General features: G+C 64.9%; 15 protein-coding genes. 11 read left to right on the plus strand and 4 right to left on the minus strand.

What is annotated here, in order from left to right:
• The 10 genes from AiwAL_RS08395 to AiwAL_RS08440 form a co-directional block, all read left to right on the plus strand.
• On the plus strand, positions 1–1,800 hold a 1,800-nt coding region (locus AiwAL_RS08395), incomplete at its 5' end, for a TonB-dependent receptor domain-containing protein (RefSeq protein ID WP_262312502.1).
• A gap of 206 nt (positions 1,801–2,006) precedes the next feature.
• Positions 2,007–3,725 carry a peptide ABC transporter substrate-binding protein gene (locus AiwAL_RS08400; RefSeq protein ID WP_262312503.1) on the plus strand — a complete coding sequence of 573 codons (1,719 nt, stop codon included), beginning with the start codon at positions 2,007–2,009 and terminating at the stop codon, positions 3,723–3,725.
• On the plus strand, positions 3,722–5,446 hold the full coding sequence (locus AiwAL_RS08405; RefSeq protein WP_262312504.1) for a peptide ABC transporter substrate-binding protein: 1,725 nt from the start codon (positions 3,722–3,724) through the stop codon (positions 5,444–5,446). The genes AiwAL_RS08400 and AiwAL_RS08405 overlap by 4 nt, the downstream gene beginning before the upstream one ends.
• A gap of 46 nt (positions 5,447–5,492) precedes the next feature.
• A complete protein-coding gene (locus AiwAL_RS08410) occupies positions 5,493–6,446 on the plus strand; it encodes an ABC transporter permease (protein ID WP_235702441.1) in 954 nt (317 codons plus the stop codon).
• 15 nt (positions 6,447–6,461) lie between these two features.
• Positions 6,462–7,349: an ABC transporter permease gene (locus AiwAL_RS08415; protein ID WP_235702440.1), complete on the plus strand. Its 888-nt coding sequence runs from the start codon at positions 6,462–6,464 to the stop codon at positions 7,347–7,349.
• Entirely contained in the window at positions 7,346–9,262 is a 1,917-nt protein-coding gene (locus AiwAL_RS08420; RefSeq protein WP_262312505.1) for an ABC transporter ATP-binding protein, read from the plus strand. Before AiwAL_RS08415 ends, AiwAL_RS08420 begins: the two co-directional genes overlap by 4 nt.
• Positions 9,259–9,936, plus strand: a complete 678-nt coding sequence (locus AiwAL_RS08425) for a MotA/TolQ/ExbB proton channel family protein (RefSeq protein WP_235702438.1) — start codon at positions 9,259–9,261, stop codon at positions 9,934–9,936. Before AiwAL_RS08420 ends, AiwAL_RS08425 begins: the two co-directional genes overlap by 4 nt.
• A 3-nt stretch (positions 9,937–9,939) precedes the next feature.
• A complete protein-coding gene (locus tag AiwAL_RS08430) occupies positions 9,940–10,344 on the plus strand; it encodes a biopolymer transporter ExbD (RefSeq protein ID WP_235702437.1) in 405 nt (134 codons plus the stop codon).
• A complete protein-coding gene (locus AiwAL_RS08435; RefSeq protein WP_408851443.1) occupies positions 10,319–11,284 on the plus strand; it encodes a tyrosine recombinase XerC in 966 nt (321 codons plus the stop codon). Before AiwAL_RS08430 ends, AiwAL_RS08435 begins: the two co-directional genes overlap by 26 nt.
• Positions 11,285–11,315: 31 nt before the next feature.
• Positions 11,316–11,690, plus strand: a complete 375-nt coding sequence (locus AiwAL_RS08440; protein WP_262312506.1) for a GFA family protein — start codon at positions 11,316–11,318, stop codon at positions 11,688–11,690.
• A gap of 38 nt (positions 11,691–11,728) precedes the next feature.
• Here AiwAL_RS08440 and AiwAL_RS08445 read toward each other — a convergent pair whose 3' ends face one another.
• From AiwAL_RS08445 to AiwAL_RS08460, 4 genes are all read right to left on the minus strand, one after another.
• Positions 11,729–12,310, minus strand: coding sequence for a GNAT family N-acetyltransferase (locus AiwAL_RS08445; RefSeq protein ID WP_262312507.1), 582 nt, complete (start codon positions 12,308–12,310; stop codon positions 11,729–11,731).
• Positions 12,273–13,553, minus strand: a complete 1,281-nt coding sequence (locus tag AiwAL_RS08450) for an RsmB/NOP family class I SAM-dependent RNA methyltransferase (protein WP_262312508.1) — start codon at positions 13,551–13,553, stop codon at positions 12,273–12,275. Before AiwAL_RS08450 ends, AiwAL_RS08445 begins: the two co-directional genes overlap by 38 nt.
• A 9-nt stretch (positions 13,554–13,562) precedes the next feature.
• Positions 13,563–15,062 carry an IMP dehydrogenase gene (gene guaB, locus AiwAL_RS08455; RefSeq protein ID WP_235702432.1) on the minus strand — a complete coding sequence of 500 codons (1,500 nt, stop codon included), beginning with the start codon at positions 15,060–15,062 and terminating at the stop codon, positions 13,563–13,565.
• 101 nt (positions 15,063–15,163) lie between these two features.
• A complete protein-coding gene (locus AiwAL_RS08460) occupies positions 15,164–15,790 on the minus strand; it encodes a hypothetical protein (protein WP_262312509.1) in 627 nt (208 codons plus the stop codon).
• A 191-nt stretch (positions 15,791–15,981) separates the two neighbouring features.
• Here AiwAL_RS08460 and AiwAL_RS08465 point away from each other — a divergent pair, with 191 nt between their 5' ends.
• Entirely contained in the window at positions 15,982–17,634 is a 1,653-nt protein-coding gene (locus tag AiwAL_RS08465) for an acyl-CoA synthetase (protein ID WP_262312510.1), read from the plus strand.
• Positions 17,635–17,637 lie beyond the last annotated feature (3 nt).

Below are 17,637 nucleotides of genomic sequence, written 5' to 3' on the forward strand. Positions count from 1 at the left end.
TATGACGAAGGGTTATCCCACCTTTCGGGAACGATTCTGTTCAACCGGGCCGATGGCTATATCTCGGCATTCTCGATTCCGGTCCCGTTGCAGCAGGCCAACAGCTACAGCTACAATTTCCCGCATTCCCTGAGCTTCAGCAAGGAAAACAACAAATACCTCACCGCGATCCTGAGCGACGAGACCTATATCAATCCGCACCTGATCGTCAGCGGCAAATTGTTCATGATCCGCTCGTCGTCGGATTTCACCAGCTTCATGAACCCTTACGCGCCAGGAACCTATTCGCCGGACCCGAATTTCCCGTATCAGGTGAATTTCCAGGTTCCCTATCTCGGCTACGGCGCTCTCGGGCCGACGGCGGTAGCCAATGGCGTAGCGACCAACCCCGGCGCCTACAAGCCGGGGTTTTTCACCTACGATCCGTTCATGTTCGCGCCGGCGGGATGCAGCCCGACCAACGCGACCTGCTATTCCTACGGCGAATCCGCCGAGCAGATCAATAATCACAGCACCACCATCGGCTTCACCCCGAAGGCCAATATCTTCCTGCCGCATAACGACATCACCATCGGCGCTTTGATCGCCAAGGAATCGAGCAGCGGCCAAAGCTTCATGTACGCCACGCCGAACATGTCGAATGAGATCGGCTACAACTCCTTCGGCTTCGGCGGCGGTACCCAGCGCACGCTCTACTCGGCCTATGCGCAGGACAAGATCAGCCTGCTGAACAATAGGCTGCACCTGCTGCCCGGCGTCACTTTCACCGGGATCTATACCAGCAACATCACCCAGTTCAGCCTGCAGGGTCTGCCGGCGAAACTGCAGAACTGGGGCGCGGTGGCCGAACCCTATTTCGGCATCAGCTACGACCTGCCCTATCACCTGGTCGCCTACGCCAGCTACGGCAAATCCGCCCGCTTCGCCCCGGCGACCGATTATACGCTCGGAACGGCAGGGAGCACGACCCATGCGCCGACGCCGGAAATCGTGCATCTCTACGAAGCCGGCATGCGCTACGACACCTCGCGCCTCTATCTGAACGCCGACATCTACTACCAGAAGATCAACGACCAGTTCTCGTTCTACACCAACTACCAGACCCTGCTGTCGTTCTATTCGAACACAGGATCGTCCCAGTATCGCGGCTACGAATTCTCCGGCAAATACCGGCTGACCCACGATATCGAACTGTTCGGCAACGCCTCCTATACCAAGGCGAATTATCTCAACAATTTCTTCGCGCAGGATACGCCGTTCGAGGGTCAATTCGGCTACGTGTTCAAGGGCGAGCCACTGGCCGGTATTCCGAACTGGCTGGGCAATTTCGGCGTCGAATACGATCGCGGACCGTTCAGTGCCCGACTCTCCGGCCAGTATACCGGCCAGCAATACATCACCTTCGATCTGCCGGTGCTGCCGAATTCTCCGGTCATCGTTTCGGGCGTTCCGAATTCGGCGCTGTCTCAGGCGACCTCGCCCTATTATCCGACCGCGCCGGGCAATCTCGCCCAGGCGCTCGGCGGTCTGCCGCCGGTTCAGAACTTCAAGCTGCCCGGCCACATCCTGATGAATCTGTTCCTGAGCTACAAATTGCGGCTGCACGGCTACGACCATATCCAGTCGCTCAAATTCTCGCTGAACATCCACAATCTGCTCGGGCTGCACTACTATCAGCACTTCTTCCTGGCGCCAGCGGAAATCCCGCTAAATGGCAGCTTCGTGCCGACCCCGACCTACGCTTCCTCCTTCGTCGGCATCCCGCGCTCGATCTTCTTCAACGTCTCGGCGAAATTCTGATCGGACAATGTCCGGTTGCAAAGGGGTGGCGCGCCAGCGCCGCCCCGATGCGCAAAACCCTTCCAGATTGCACGATTTGATGATTTTTTCTTGCTCAATTCGTTCTAAGATACACATTCATGAGAGAAGCCTCGTCTCTTTTCGCGCTACATTGCATGATATCCTTGCTACCTGACGCGCATTCCGAGAACCGGCGAGACCAGACCATGACCGACGACCACCAGATTGCCTATACAGCCCATACAAGCCCCCGGAATCGCCGTCCGCGCCGCCTGTCCGCCGCCGTGCTCACCCTCGCCACGATCGTCACCGCCCCCGCTGTTTTTGCCGGGGCACCGCCCATTTGCGGCACCGTCATCGTGCCGCCCGGCGTCGGCCTCGGCACCCCGCCGGGCTCGGTCACCTCGCTCAACCCGCTGCTCGCGAAATCGGCCTATGACACCGAGGCATCCGGCCTGCTCTATTACGGGCTGCTCTGGGTCAACCGCGACCACAAGATCGACTGGTCGCGCAGCCTTGCGACGAAGATCGACGTTTCGACGGACGACACGACCTTCACCGTATCCATGAAGCCGTGGACATGGTCGGACGGCGTGCCGGTCACCGCCGCGGACGTGAAGTACACTTACGACCTCATCAGGAAACTTGGACCGACCTTCCTGAATTACGGCACCGGCGGCGTGCCGACGCTGATCAAATCGCTCGCGGTGCTGAGTCCCGAAAAATTCCAGGTCGTGATGAAGCATCCGGTCAACCCGGACTGGTTCGAACTCCAGGGCCTGCCGATCCTCACCCCCTTCCCCGCGCATTCCTGGGGGAAATACACGATCAATCAGATATGGCGGCGCCAGTCGCAGCCGAGCTTCGTCAAGGTGGTGGACGGCCCCTATCGCGTGGTCAGCTTCCGCATGGGGCGGCACGTCGTTTTCGGCGTCAACCCGACCTACCAGGGCCACAAGCCGGAAATCCCGCGCCTCGTCATGAAGTTCCTGCATTCGTCCGGCGCGGTCATCGCGGGGATGAAAACCGGCACGCTCGATATCGGCAACCTGCCCTTCTCGCTCTGGCAGGCGGGACGGCGCCTGCAGAACATCAACCTGCTCCGCATGACCCCCAACTGGGGGTTCGACTTCATCCAGATCAATTTCCGCAACCCGAAAGTCGCTTTTTTCCGCGACCTGAAGGTGCGGCAGGCGTTCGCCGACGCGATCGACCAGAAAGCCGCTATCAAGCTGCTGTTTCATGGCATGTCCCACGCGCAGCACGGGCCGGTGCCGGTCGATCCGCCAACCTTCCTGTCGCCCTCGGCGCGGGCGGGCAAATATCCGGTCGGCTACGATCCGGCCAGGGCACGCGGGCTGCTCGACGCGGCCGGATGGAAACCGGGGGCGGACGGCATCCGCGTGAAGGACGGCAGGCGGCTCGAATTCACCTATCTCACCTATGCGGGCGGCGCGACGGCGATGCTCTATGCCGAAATGATGCAGCAGGGTCTGCGCGCGGTCGGCATCCAGATGAATATCCGCCAGGTGACGTTCAACCAGTTGCTCGCGCTGTCGCACCGTCCGCTGACCTGGGAGGCGATGGGCTTCGGCTGGTCGCTCGCCTCCTATCCGTCCGACGGCAATCAGCTCGAAACCGGCGGAGCCTACAACCAGGCCGGCTACAGCAACAAGAAGCTCGACCGGCTGATCGAGGCGGTGCGCACCGAGCCGGGCGACAAGGCGCTCTATGCGTATCAGGACTACGCGGCGGAACAGCAGCCGGAAATCTTTTTCAACGAGCCGGGATCGGTCGTGATGGTCCGCAACGGGCTGAAGGGCATCCGCAAGTCGTTCCCGTCCACCGGCTCCTGGTCGCCGCAATATCTGCACTGGGCCCTGCCGCAATGCACGGCGCGGGTCGCGGAGAACGCCAGCCCATGACCGGCCACCCCAATTCCGCCGATACGGCCCATGCGCTTCCCCGGAATCGCATCCTGCGCCGCCTGTCCGCCGCCGCCGGGCTCGCCGCCCTGGCCGCGCTGGCGACCGCGCGCCCTGGTTTCGCCGCCGCGCCGCTTGCCTGCGGCACCGTGATCGTGCCGCCCGGCGTCGGCCTCGGCACCCCGCCCGCCTCGGTCACCTCGCTCAATACGTTCGTGCTCAGCTCGGCATACAACCAGGAAGCCGCCGGCCTGCTCTATTACGGGCTGCTCTGGGTCAACCGCGACCACAAGATCGATTTCTCGCGCAGCCTCGCGACGAAGATCGGCGTTTCGAAGGACGACACGACCTTCACGGTATCCATGAAGCCCTGGACCTGGTCCGACGGAAGGCCGGTGACCACCAAAGACGTGCAATTCACCTACGATCTGATCAAAAAGCTCGGCACGGCCTACATCCCCTATGGGTCAGGCGGCATCCCGATGCTGATCAAGCACTTCAGGGTGCTCGGCCCCGAACAGTTCCAGATCGTGCTGAAACATCCGGTCAACCCGAACTGGTTCGAGATCACCGGCCTCAGCCAGTTCATCCCCTATCCCGCCCATTCCTGGGGCAAATATACCGTCAACCAGATGTGGCGCCGGCAATCCGACCCTAGTTTCTTCAAGGTGATCGACGGGCCTTACCGGATCGTCAGCTTCAAGATGGGCCGGCACATCACTTTCGGGCCGAACCCCACCTATCAGGGCCATAAATCGCGGATCCGCCGCTTCATCATGAAGTTCCTGCACTCCTCGGGCGCGGAAATCCTCGGCATGCGCACCGGCACGCTCGATGTCAGCAACCTGCCCTTCTCGCTCTGGCAAGCCGGCCACCGGCTGAAGAACGTGCGGATGATGGAGGTGACACCGAATTTCGGCTTCCAGATGATCCAGCTGAACTACAAAAACCCGAGCGTTTCGTTCTTCCGCGACCTCCGCGTCCGCCAGGCGATCGCGGATGCGATCAACCAGGAACAGGCGATCCGGGTCCTCTACCATAACACGGTCAAGCCGCAATACGGACCGGTGCCGGTCGATCCGCCGACCTTCCTGTCGCCCTCGGCGCGCGCCGGCAAATATCCGGTCGGCTACGATCCGGCCAAGGCGCGCCAACTGCTCGACGCGGCCGGATGGAAAGTCGGGCCGGACGGGATTCGCGAAAAGAACGGCAGGAAGCTCGAATTCACCAACGTCATCCCCTCGGGCGGCGCGACGGCAACTCTGTGGACCGAGCTATGGCAGCAGAATTTGCGGGCGGTCGGCATCCAGATGGATATCCGGCAGGTGACGTTCAACCAGTTGATCGCGATGACCTACAAGCCGCTCGAATGGCAGGCGATGAGCTATGGCTGGTCGCTCGGCAGCTACCCGTCGGACGGCCCGCAGTTCCGCAGCAACGGCAATTACAACCAGATGGGCTATGACGATCCGAAAATGGATCGCCTGCTCGCCGCGGTGACCACCACCCCCGGCAATCAGGCGCTCTACAAATACGAGGATTACGCGTCCGAGCAGCAGCCGGTGATTTTCCAGAACAATACCGGCGTCGTGCTGCTCGCGCGCGACGGGCTGCGCGGCATCCGCAAGACATTCTCGCCAACCGGCTCCTGGTCGCCGCAATATCTGCACTGGACGACGCCGCATTGCGGCGCCCAGCTCGCGGCGAACACCAAGCCATGACCCGGCGTCGCCACCACGGAACGAGGCACGGAGCAGGAGCAAAAACATGCTGCGCATGATCACCACGCGGCTCGCCACCGCCATCCTCTCGCTGGTCATCCTGGTGTCCATCGTCTTCGCGATGACCCATGCGACCCCCGGCGGCCCGGCCTATTCGATTCTCGGCCAGAAAGCCACGCCCGCCGCCGTCCACGAACTCAATGTGCGCCTCGGCCTCGCGGCGCCGCTCTGGAAGCAATACGCGATCTGGTGGTGGCACCTGCTCCAGGGCCGGCTCGGCTATTCCTATCTGCTGAACCGGCCGGTCACCCAGCTGGTCGGCGACTACATGGCGAACACCCTGGCGCTCTATATCGGCGCGATCGTGCTTTCGGTCGTGCTGTCGATCGGCATCGGGCTGGTCCAGGGCGTCACCTACGGGCGCTGGCCGGCGAAGCTGATCGGCGCATTCCAACTCTCGCTCTACGCGCTGCCGACATTTTTCGTCGGCACCATTTTCATCCTGTATTTCAGCGTGACGCTCGGGATATTGCCGACCGGCGGCATCACCGATCTGCGCATCGAAAACCCCGGCCTCCTGGTCTATGCGCGGCATCTCGTGCTGCCGGTGCTCACCGTCGGGCTGCTCGGCGTCGCCGGATTGTCGCGCTATTTCGGCTCCTCGGTACATGAGGAGCTGGGCAAGGACTATGTGCGCACCGCGCTGGCCAAGGGGTTGACCTTCCGCGCCGTGCTGTTCCGCCACGTGCTGCGCAACGCGCTGCGGCCTTTGGTCACGATTCTCGGCCTGTCCTTTCCCTATATTTTCGCGGGCTCGGTGCTGGTCGAATCCGTGTTCAACTATCCGGGGCTCGGCTACCTGCTGTGGCGCTCGGCCTTGTCGCAGGATTATCCGGTGATTTCCGCGATCGTGCTGCTGATCGGCGTGATGACCGTGCTGGGCAATCTGCTCGCCGATCTGGTGAACGGGCTGCTCGACCCCAGGGAGAGATTCGAATGAGGATGGACGCGCATCATGAGTAATTCCCTGTCGCAATCGCTCGCCGCCCCCGGCGGAATGCTGCGCCGCTCGGCGATCGAACGCGCCTCGATCTGGATCGGCGACCGCGGCACGCTGATCGCCGGCATCGCCCTGTCGGTTTTCGTGCTCGGCTTCAGCCTGGTCGGCGGGCTGCTCTATCACGCGAGCCCTTATGCGGTGCATGGCCATCACGCCCTGCAGCCACCCTCGGCCGCCTTCCCGTTCGGCACCGACCAGATCGGCCGCAACGAACTCGCACGGCTGATCTCCGGCGGCTACGCGACGCTGATCGTCAGCATTCCGGCGGCGATTCTCACCTTCATGCTCGGCATCGTCTACGGTCTCGCCGCCGCACTCGGCCCGTCCTGGTTCGACAAGGTGCTGATGCGCCTGCTCGATGCGATTCTCGCTCTGCCCACCCTCGTCGTGCTGATCTTCTTCGCCGCCCTGGTGCCGCTCAATGATTTTTCGCTGGTCGTCCTGCTCGGGGTCACGTCCTGGCCCGGCCTCGCCCGGCTCGTGCGCAACGAGGCGATCGCTCAGCGCGGGCGGGATTTCGTGCTCGCCACCCGCCAGTTCGGCGGCGGCACCTGGTATGTCGCGCGCGTTCATATCCTGCGGGTGATGGCGCCGATCCTGGTGGTCAACGCCACCTTCCTGATCGGCGATTCGGTGCTCGCTCTCTCGGCGCTGAGCTTTCTCGGCCTGGGCGTGCAGCCGCCGCACACGAGTTGGGGCGGCCTGCTGCAGACCGGGCTGAACCTGATCGCGCTCAACCCGTGGTGGATGATCCTGCCGTCCGGCGCGATGATCTTTCTGGCGATCATGGCCGCCAACCTGCTCGGCCAGGGGCTGCTCGCGCGGTTCGGTGCGGCACGATGAGCGCGGTTCTCACCCTCGACAATCTGTCGGTCGCGCTCAAGCGCGGACGCGGCAAGCCGGTGCCGATCCTCGACGATGTCAATCTCACCGTCGCCGCCGGGGAAATGACCGCGCTGGTCGGTGAATCCGGTTCGGGCAAGACGGTCGCCTCGCTCGGCATCATCCGCCTGCTACCGCGCGGCGCCAAAATCGCCGGCCGCGTCCAGCTCGGCGATACCGACCTTACGCGCCTGAACGATGCCGAAATGCGCCGGGTGCGCGGCCGCGATATCGGCATGGTGTTCCAGAACCCGCTTTCCGCGCTCAACCCCACCACGCGGGTCGGCAATCAGATCGCCGAGGTCTATCGCCTGCATACCGGCGAGAGCGACCGCGCCGCCCGCGCCCGCGCGCTCGATCTGCTGGGTGAGGTCGGCATCCCGAACCCCGCCGACCGGCTCGACGACTATCCCCATCAGTTCTCCGGCGGGATGCGCCAGCGGGTGATGATCGCGATGGCGCTGGCCTGCTCGCCCAAGCTGCTGATCGCCGACGAACCCACCACCGGGCTCGATCTTCTCGTCGCGCGCCAGATTCTGGCGCTGCTCACCCGCTTACGCCGCGAACACCGCATGGGCGTGCTGTTCATCACCCACGATCTCTCGATCGTCGAGGAACACGCCGATCAGGTTCACGTGCTCTATGCCGGGCGCTCGGTGGAATGGGGCCGCGCCCGCGACTTCTTCGACCAGCCGCGCCACCCCTATAGCCAGGCGCTGCTCGGCGCGATCCCCCGGCTCGGCCAGACCCGCCTGACCAGCATCCAGGGCAATCTGCCCGATCCCGAAACCCGCCCGCCGGGCTGCCGCTTCGCGCCGCGCTGCGCCTTCCGCGAAGCCGCGTGCGAGACCGCCTATCCGGCGCCCGACACCACCGGCGGCACGGTCTTCGCCTGCCGGCGCGGCCGCGAGATCACCCAGGCCGACACGCTCGACGCGGTGACCGAGTCGCCGCCGCCGCGTGCGCGGACGGTGGACGGCACCGCGCTGAAAGTCGATCGCCTCGCCGTCGATTACGAACGAACCGCGACCAGCTTCCTGCGCGGCATCGTCGGCCGCAAGGACCGGCTGCGCGCGCTCGAAGATATCTCGTTCACCCTGAAGCACGGCGAATGCCTCGGCATTGTCGGCCAGAGCGGCTCCGGCAAATCGACCCTGGGCCGCGCCGTCCTGCAGATGATTCCCTATCACGGCGGCGTCGTGTTCGAGGACGAAAGCTTCGGCGCGATGAAACACCGCCGGCGCCGTCTCGCCAGGCGGCGCATCCAGGTCGTGTTCCAGGACCCGCGCGAATCCCTCAACCCGCGGATGCGCATCGGCGATATCGTCGCCGAACCGCTGAAACTCTCGGGAATCTCGGGCCAGCGCAAGCGCTGGACCCAGGCCGCCGCACTGCTCGACCGGGTCGGGCTTTCGGAGCGGATGCTGCCGATGTTTCCGGGCTCGCTCTCGGGCGGCCAGGCGCAGCGCATCGCGATCGCGCGGGCTCTTGCCACGAATCCTGGCATAATCGTTCTCGATGAGCCCACATCGAGTCTCGATGTTTCAACCCAAGCACTTTTATTGAACCTTTTGAAAGATTTGGCTTGTCAAGATGGTTTAAGCTATATGCTTATCAGTCATGACATTGCCGCAGTCAGCTATATGGCCGACAAGGTCGCCGTGTTGAACGGCGGAAGACTGGTCGAGTTCGGACCGGCGGGCGACGTGCTCGCGCATCCGCGCAACGACTATACGAAAGAACTGATCGCCGCCTCGCCGCATTTCCGCCCTCGCGCCGCTCAGGGCGGACGCGGCGGAGCGGATGAAATGCCCGCCTACGCAACCCGAACCGCTCAGCACGAGACCGCTCAGACCAAGGAGTATAACCCATGAATGAAATCATTCGACTTGTTCTTCTCACCGGCGGCCTTCTGGCCGTCATGCCCATCCTTCTGCTGATCACCCTGGTCGTCGCTTTCGAGCGCCTCTGGCTGCTCAAGCGGACGATCAGCGCCGGCACCCGCATCCATGCGAAACTGCGCCAGCTCGGCTATCGCAATGTCGAAGGGCTGCGCGACCTCGCCGAAGCGAACAGCAAGACGCTGCAAGGCCACCTGATCGTCACCGCGCTGGCCTCGCGCGCCGATACCGCCGACGAACTGGATAATCATCTCGAGGAAGAAATCATGGACAGCATGCCGCGGATCAATCGCGGCCTCTGGATTCTCGACACCTCGGTCACCATCGCGCCGCTGCTCGGCCTGTTCGGCACCATCATCGGCATGATCCAGGCGTTCAACGTGCTGTCGCAGCATGGCGGCCCGTCCAAGGTCACCGGCGGCATCGCGGATGCGCTGGTCTCCACCGGCGCCGGCCTGCTGATCGCCATCATCGCGGTCTATTTCGTGAACTACTTCAATGCGCTCAGCCGCCGGATCATCCAGCAGCTCGAACTCATCAAGGTCGTCCTGGTCAACCGCTTCCATACCAAGGGCCTGTCGGACGGTTCGCCGGCAAGCAACGAGACCCTGGCCGAAAGCCGCGCCTCCGAATACGCGGGAGTCTGATCCATGCGCCGCAGGCATAGTATGCTCGAACGCGAGCGACCCCGGCTCGAAATCGTGCCGATGATCGACATCATGATGTTCCTTCTGGTGTTCTTCGTGATGATCGTGCTGAAAATGATCCCGGATTCCGGGGTGAAGCTGCAACTGCCCGGCGCCTCGACGGCGAACGAGCTGAAACCGACCCAGATCGTCATCATGATCGACCCCACCGGCGGGCTGCACGTGAAAAACCAGTCGATCACCCGTGCGGGGCTGCAGACCTATCTGACCGGCCTCAAGGACGCCAACAAGAAGGTCGATGTCATCATCGCCGGCGACAAGTCGATCAAATACCAGCGGCTGATGCAGGTGATGAATGCGATCCGCAAATCGGGCATCACCGATATCGGCCTCGCGACCAAGCACTGAGATGGGCGGGGCCGGTGGCCCTGCGTCACGGCTGAGCGGAGTTGCGTTGCGCGCGGCGTTCCTGTCCTGGTTAGCGGGGGAACGCCGCGCCGCCGCCAAAACCACCGAGACCTATGGCGGCGATCTCGCCGAATTTCTCGGTTTCCTGACCAACCATCTCGGGCATGAGCCCACCGGCGCCGATCTCGCCGGCCTCGCCCTGGCCGATCTGCGCGCCTATCTCGCCGCCATCGCCGCCAATGCGGGCAACGCGACGCGGGCGAAAAAACTCTCCGCGATACGCAGCTTCTACCGGTTTCTCAGGCTCCGTCATGGCATCGCCAACGAAGCCCCCGGCCTGATCGTCACCCCGCGCGCCCGTCGCCCGCTGCCCCGCGCGCTGACCGCGCCGGATGCGCGCGCGGTTGTCGATGCGATCGGCGATGACGCGGCGACTCTCGCCATTGCCGCGCGCGATTCGGCCCTGATGGCGCTGCTCTACGGTGCCGGCCTGCGCATCAACGAGGCCCTGTCCCTCGATATCGCCGATCTGCCGCCCGAGGGTGCTGCGCTGATCGTGTGCGGCAAGGGCGGCAAGCAACGGGTTATTCCGCTCCTGCCGATCATCCGCACCGCCCTCACCGACTGGCTGCGCCATCATCCGGCCGCGCCCGACTCCCCGCTTTTTATCGGCGCGCGCGGTGCGCGGCTCAATGCCGGCGTGGTGCAGAAACGGCTGCGCGACTTCCGCCGGGCCAACGGATTGCCGGAACACGCAACGCCGCACGCGCTGCGCCATTCCTTCGCGACCCATCTGCTCGCCGGCGGTGCCGATCTGCGCTCGATCCAGGAATTGCTCGGCCATGCCAGCCTGTCCACCACCCAGCGCTATACCGATGTCGATACCGCGCAGTTGCTCGCGGTCTGGCAATCCGCGCATCCAAGAGCCGGAGCGCGCTGATCGACGGAAGAGCGCAATAAGGACCTATCGCATGCAAAGACATAAAGGCGCGTGCCACTGTGGACGCATTACCTTCGACTTCGACGGTAACGTTGACGCGGCCATTGAGTGCAACTGCTCGATCTGCCGCAAGAAAGGCGCCATCTGGCACGGCACAGACGATGCGCACTTCCGCATGCTGTCCGGCGAAGCCGATCTCGGCTTCTACCAATTCGGCACAATGACCGCCAAGCACTACTTCTGCAAAGCCTGCGGTGTCAGCCCTTTCAGCCACCCAAGAATCGCTCCGACCATGTGGGTCGTGAATCTGCGCTGTGTCGATGACATCGACCTGTCGCGGCTGAAGATCCACCCGTTTGACGGGGAAAACTGGGAGGCTGCCGCGCAACGGTTCATGCGAGAATAAATATCCGGTTTTCAGGCCGATATTCAGGGCGAAAAGCCCTACCCGACCAGCGGATCGATCGGCTCCCAGCGATACGCCGCCTGCGCCACCGGTATCCCGCCCACCCCGACCGTGCCGTCCGCCACGTGCCTGCCGCCCATCCGCTCGTAGAACCAGCGCGCCGGATTATCGGCCAGCACCCACAGGAACACCGAATTGCAGCCATGCGCCGCGAGATGCGCCGCCGCCGCGCGCAGCAATTGCCGCCCCAGCCCGCGCTCGCGGAAATCGTCGAGCACGTAGAGCGTCTCGATCTCGCCCTCGGCGAGCGCGCCCCGCCGCCGCCGCGCGGTCACGAACCCGACGACCCTGGTGCCGCTCTCGGGCGCCGCATCCGCCCCCGACGCGACCGCGACATGCACCCCGCCACCACTGCGGATCACCCGGTCGTAATACCCGGCCTGGCGCGGCGCCGAGAGCCCGGTCAGCACCGGCTCCGGCAACACCCCGGCATAGGTGCTGCGCCAGCTCGCGACATGGACATCGCCGATCCCCGGCGCATCCGAAGGCCGCGCGCGCCGTATGGTAATCATCGCGGCGCCGTCATGCCGCGCGCTCCAGCCGGCACGCGAAGAAACCATCGGTGCCGTCGCGCGCGGGCGACAGGCGCAGATAATCGCCCCGAAGATGGGCCGGAAACGCGTCGCCCAGCTTGGTCACGCGAAACCCCGGATGGCGGCGCAGAAACGCCGCGACCTGATCCTCGTTTTCCGGGGCGAGCATCGAGCATGTCGCATAGATGAGCGCGCCGCCCGGTTTGACCAGACGCTGCGCCTCGTCGAGGATCGCCGCCTGCTTTGCCGTCAGTTCCGCGAGATCGGTTTCGGTCAGCCGCAGCCGCGCATCGGGATTGCGCCGCCAGGTTCCGGTTCCGGTGCAGGGCGCATCGACCAGGACGACATCGAATTTCCGCTCCTGCCGCTTGGCCCATTTATCGCCCGGCGCGAGCAGATGCCGCTCGGCATTATGCACGCCGGCACGGCGCAGCCGCTTGATCGCGCCGTCGAGGCGCGGGGCCGAGACATCGCAGGCGATGATGTGCCCCTTGTTTTGCATGGTCATCGCCAGCGCCAGGGTTTTCCCGCCCGCGCCCGCGCAGTAATCGGCGACGCGCATCCCCGGCTGCGCATCCGCGAGCAAGGCGACCAGCTGGCTGCCCTCGTCCTGGATTTCCACGAAGCCATCGCGGAATGGCGCCGAGGTCGTGACACTCTGCCGCGCCGCCAGCCGCAGGCCCCATGGGCTCAGTTTCGTCGGCTCCGCCTTGAGTTTTGCCTTCGCCAGCGCGCCGATCGCCGCCTCGCGCGTCGCCTTGAGCAGATTGACCCGCAGATCGAGCGGCGCCGGTACCATCAGCGCCGCGCATTCCGCCGCCAATTTCTCGCCGAACCGCGCGCGCAGCAGCGGCACGACGAAATCCGGCATTTCGAGCCGCACCCCGTCCGGCATGTTCGGATGATCGAGCGTGTGCGTGTCGAGCTTCTCCAGCGCCCGGCGCTCAGCCTCGTCCAGCGCCGGCGGGGCGAAGCGCGAAGCGCCGAATTCGGAGGCCGCGCGATGCACCGTCACCCCGCCCAGCACCATCAGCGCCAGCACCATCAGGCGCGGTGTCGGCTCGGCGCCGATCCGTTCGAGCCACCAGCCCAGCCGGCGCCGCGCGCGCAGCACCGACCACACCGTCTCGCCGATGTCGCGCCGGTCGCCGCCGCCGATGAAGCGGCGGGTGCGCAGGAATTCGTTGGCGACGGCGTCCGCGGGCCGGCGATCCGCCTCGATCGCGCCGAGCAGCTCGATCGCCGCCTGAAGCCGTCCGGCCGGTGTCATGATAGGGTCTCAGTCCTGCCGGTAATTCGGCGCTTCGCGGGTGATCGCGACATCATGGACATGGCTTTCCCGCAGCCCAGCCCCGGTGACGCGCCGAAACCGCGCCTTGGTCTGCAATTCGGCGATATTGGCGCAGCCGGTATAGCCCATGCCGGCGCGCAGCCCGCCGACCAGTTGATGCACCACCGCCGCCATCGGCCCCTTGTAGCCGACGCGGCCCTCGATTCCCTCGGGCACCAGTTTCAGCGTGTCCTTGATCTCCTGCTGGAAATACCGATCCGCCGAACCGCGCGCCATCGCCCCTAGGCTGCCCATGCCGCGATAGGATTTATACGAGCGCCCCTGATACAGAAACACCTCGCCCGGCGCTTCGTCGGTGCCGGCGAGCAATGAGCCCACCATCACGCAATCCGCCCCGGCGGCGAGCGCCTTGACCATGTCGCCCGAGGTGCGCACCCCGCCATCGGCGATCGCCGGCACGCCAGCCTCGCGGCATGCGGCGGCGGTTTCCAGCACGGCGGTGAATTGCGGCATCCCCACCCCGGCGACCACCCGCGTGGTGCAGATGCTGCCCGGCCCGATGCCGATTTTCACCGCATCCGCTCCCGCCTCGATCAGCGCCGCCGCCCCTTCGGGCGTCGCGACATTGCCGGCGATGATCTGCACCGCGTTCGACCGCGCCTTGATCCGCGAGACCGCGCGCAGCACGCCCTCGGAATGGCCGTGCGCGGTATCGACCACGATCACGTCTACTCCGGCGCCGATCAGCGCCTCGGCGCGCACCGCGCCATCCTCGCCCACCCCGGTCGCCGCGGCGACGCGCAGCCGCCCCAGCTCGTCCTTGTTGGCGAGCGGATGCGCCTCGGCCTTATCCATGTCCTTCACGGTGATCAAGCCCACACAGCGATAGGCGTCGTCGACCACCAGCAGCTTCTCGATCCGGTGCTTGTGCAGCAGGTGCCGCGCCACTTCCGGCGCGACATCGGCGGGCGCGGTCACCAGATTCTCCCGCGTCATCAGCTCGTAAACCCGCGCGGCCGGATCGGTCGCGAACCGCACGTCGCGATGGGTCAGAATGCCGACCAGGCGATTGGTTTCGCGTTCCACCACCGGAACGCCGGAGATCCGGTATTGCGTCATCAGCGCCTGGGCATCGGCCAGGGTCTGGTCGGGATGGATGGTCAGCGGGTTGACCACCATGCCGCTCTCGAATTTCTTCACCTGCCGCACCTGGGCGGCCTGATCCTCGGGGGTGAAATTCTTGTGGATCACGCCGATGCCGCCCTGCTGCGCCATGGCGATCGCCATCGGCGCTTCGGTCACCGTGTCCATCGCCGCCGAGATCAGCGGGATGTTCAGCCGGATCGTGCGGGTCAGCCGCGTTTCGGTATCGACCGCGCCGGGCAGGACCTGCGAATAATCGGGCACCAGAAGCACGTCGTCGAAGGCGAATGCCTCGGTGATCCGGTCGATGCCGCGCGGTCCGGCGTCAGTCTGTGGGGAAGCCATGGTTCACCTTCGGGGAGTTGCGAAACCTTGGCGATCCCTACTAGCCATCGGCGACCATGGCGGCAAGGCCGGCGGCGCATTTCTGCCCCGCCGCCTCGTGCTCAGCCCTGCTGCGCGGGTACGGAAGTCTTCTGCGGAAGCTTGTAATCCGTGTAGATCAGCTTGGATGGCGGCGGCAGCGCGCCAGGTGGCAGATGCGGTACGGCTTGAGCGGGGGCAGACATCGGCGCCACCGGCGCGGGCATCGCCGCCGGAACCGGCGCGCAGCCATTGCCGAACCGCCGGACCGAAGCTACCGGCTGACCGTTTGGCCCCGGCACGACGGTCATGCTCTCGCCGCACGCACCACGCAGACCACTCACCGATACCATCGTCACCTGGGCAAAGCCGGCACCGCCCGGCGGAGGTGAAGCCGTCATCATCGGTTGCATCGCAAATTGCTGCAATGCGGCCATACTCGCCTGCATCTGATCCTGTATCAGAACAACTTGACGGATCAGCGCCATCGGCACCAGCGGCGGCAGTTCCATTATCACCGGCTGAAATGCCGGAACCATCATTCCGACCGGGCGAACCGCACCTTGCACCCGCTGCGCGGCGGCAACAGGCCGATAGAAAGCCCCGGTCCCCGGTCTATTATTCGTGCCGGTCCCCCGGTGGGCCGCCAGTGCCGCAGCGGGGAGCGCCACCGCGGCCGCCGCGATCAACCAACGTCTTTTCCTGGCCATGACGCATCTCCTATGATCCCGTGATCTCGGCAACGCCGATCGTCGGACGATTTTGGCGCGTCCGCCTGCAAAGTCCAGAACGCCACGCGCGGCTTGCATTCACAACACCGCGCACGGCGATCACCCCGCCGCGATTGGCGAGGCGGCCTACATGCTGTTAACTTCCGCGCAACGAACGACAGGAACCGTCCATGACCGATTATCGCACCGGACTCGGCAAGACCGCGGCGAATTACCAGCCGCTCTCACCGCTGTCGTTCCTCGCGCGCAGTGCGGCGATCTGGCCCGAGCGCACCGCCATCGTCCATGGCGCGCGGCGCCAGAACTGGGCGGAAACCTATCGCCGCTGCCGTGCTCTCGCCTCGGCGCTGGTCGCCCAGGGCATCGGCGCGAACGACACCGTCGCGCTGATGGCGCCGAACATTCCCGAAACCGTCGAGGCGCATTTCGGCGTCGCCATGGCCGGCGCGGTGCTCAACGCCCTGAACGTTCGGCTCGACGCCCCGACCATCGCCTATGTCCTGCGCCACGGCGAGGCGAAGCTTCTGCTTACCGACACCGAATTCGCCCCGGTGGTCAAAGCCGCTTTGGCCGAACTCGGCGATGCCGCGCCGATCGTCATCGACATCGCCGATCCCGAAGGGCCCCATGCTCAAGGCGGGGGCGGCGAATGTCTCGGCATCATGGACTACGAAGCCCTGCTCGCTTCGGGCGATCCGGCATTCGCCTGGCGCTTCCCGGACGATGAATGGTCGGCGATCAGCCTTAACTACACCTCCGGCACCACCGGCAAACCCAAGGGCGTGGTGTATCACCATCGCGGCGCTTATCTGAACGCGCTGGGCAACGCGGTCACCTGGAGCATGGGCCAGCATCCGGTCTATCTCTGGACCCTGCCGATGTTCCACTGCAACGGCTGGTGCTTTCCCTGGACCGTTACCGCGCTGGCCGGCACCCATGTCTGCCTGCGCCGGATCGACGCCGCATCGATCGCCGCCGCGATCGGGTGCTTCGGCGTCACCCATCTCTGCGGCGCGCCGATCGTCATGAACATGATGCTCAACGCGCCGGAGCCGGTGCGCGCGGTCTTCGCGGGCCGCGGTCTCGCGATGATGACCGCCGGCGCGCCGCCGCCCGCCGCGGTGATCGAGGGGATGGAAGCGCTCGGCATCCGCGTCACCCATGTGTATGGCCTCACCGAGGTTTATGGGCCGGTCACGGTCTGCGCCTGGAAGGATGAATGGAACGATCTGCCGCCTAGCGAGCGTGCCGCGCTGCGCGCGCGCCAGGGCGTAACCTACCCGGTGCAGGAAGGGCTGATGGTCGCGGAGTCGATGACCCACGCACCGGTCCCCGCCGACGGCGCCACCATGGGCGAGGTGTTCATGCGCGGCAACATCACCATGATGGGCTATCTCAAGGACCCGAACGCCACCGAAGCCGCTTTCGCGGGCGGCTGGTTCGCCACCGGCGATCTCGGCGTGACGCATCGTGATGGCTATATCGAGCTGAAGGATCGCGCCAAGGACATCATCATTTCCGGCGGCGAGAACATCTCGACCATCGAGGTGGAAACTGTGCTGTACCGCCATCCGGCGGTGCTGGAAGCCGCCGTGGTCGCCGCCCCGGACGCGCATTGGGGCGAGGTTCCCTGCGCCTTCGTGCTGCTGAAGCCGGGCATGGCGGCGAGCGCCGAAGACATCATCGCGCATTGCCGGGCCAGTATGGCGCGGTTCAAGGCGCCGAAACGGGTGATTTTCGGCGAGCTGCCGAAAACCTCGACCGGCAAGATCCAGAAATTCCTGCTCCGCGAGGCGGCGCGATCGTCTTCGGCCCATGATTGAAAG

This window comes from Acidiphilium sp. AL (assembly GCF_025499445.1).
Taxonomy (GTDB): Bacteria; Pseudomonadota; Alphaproteobacteria; order Acetobacterales; family Acetobacteraceae; genus Acidiphilium; species Acidiphilium iwatense.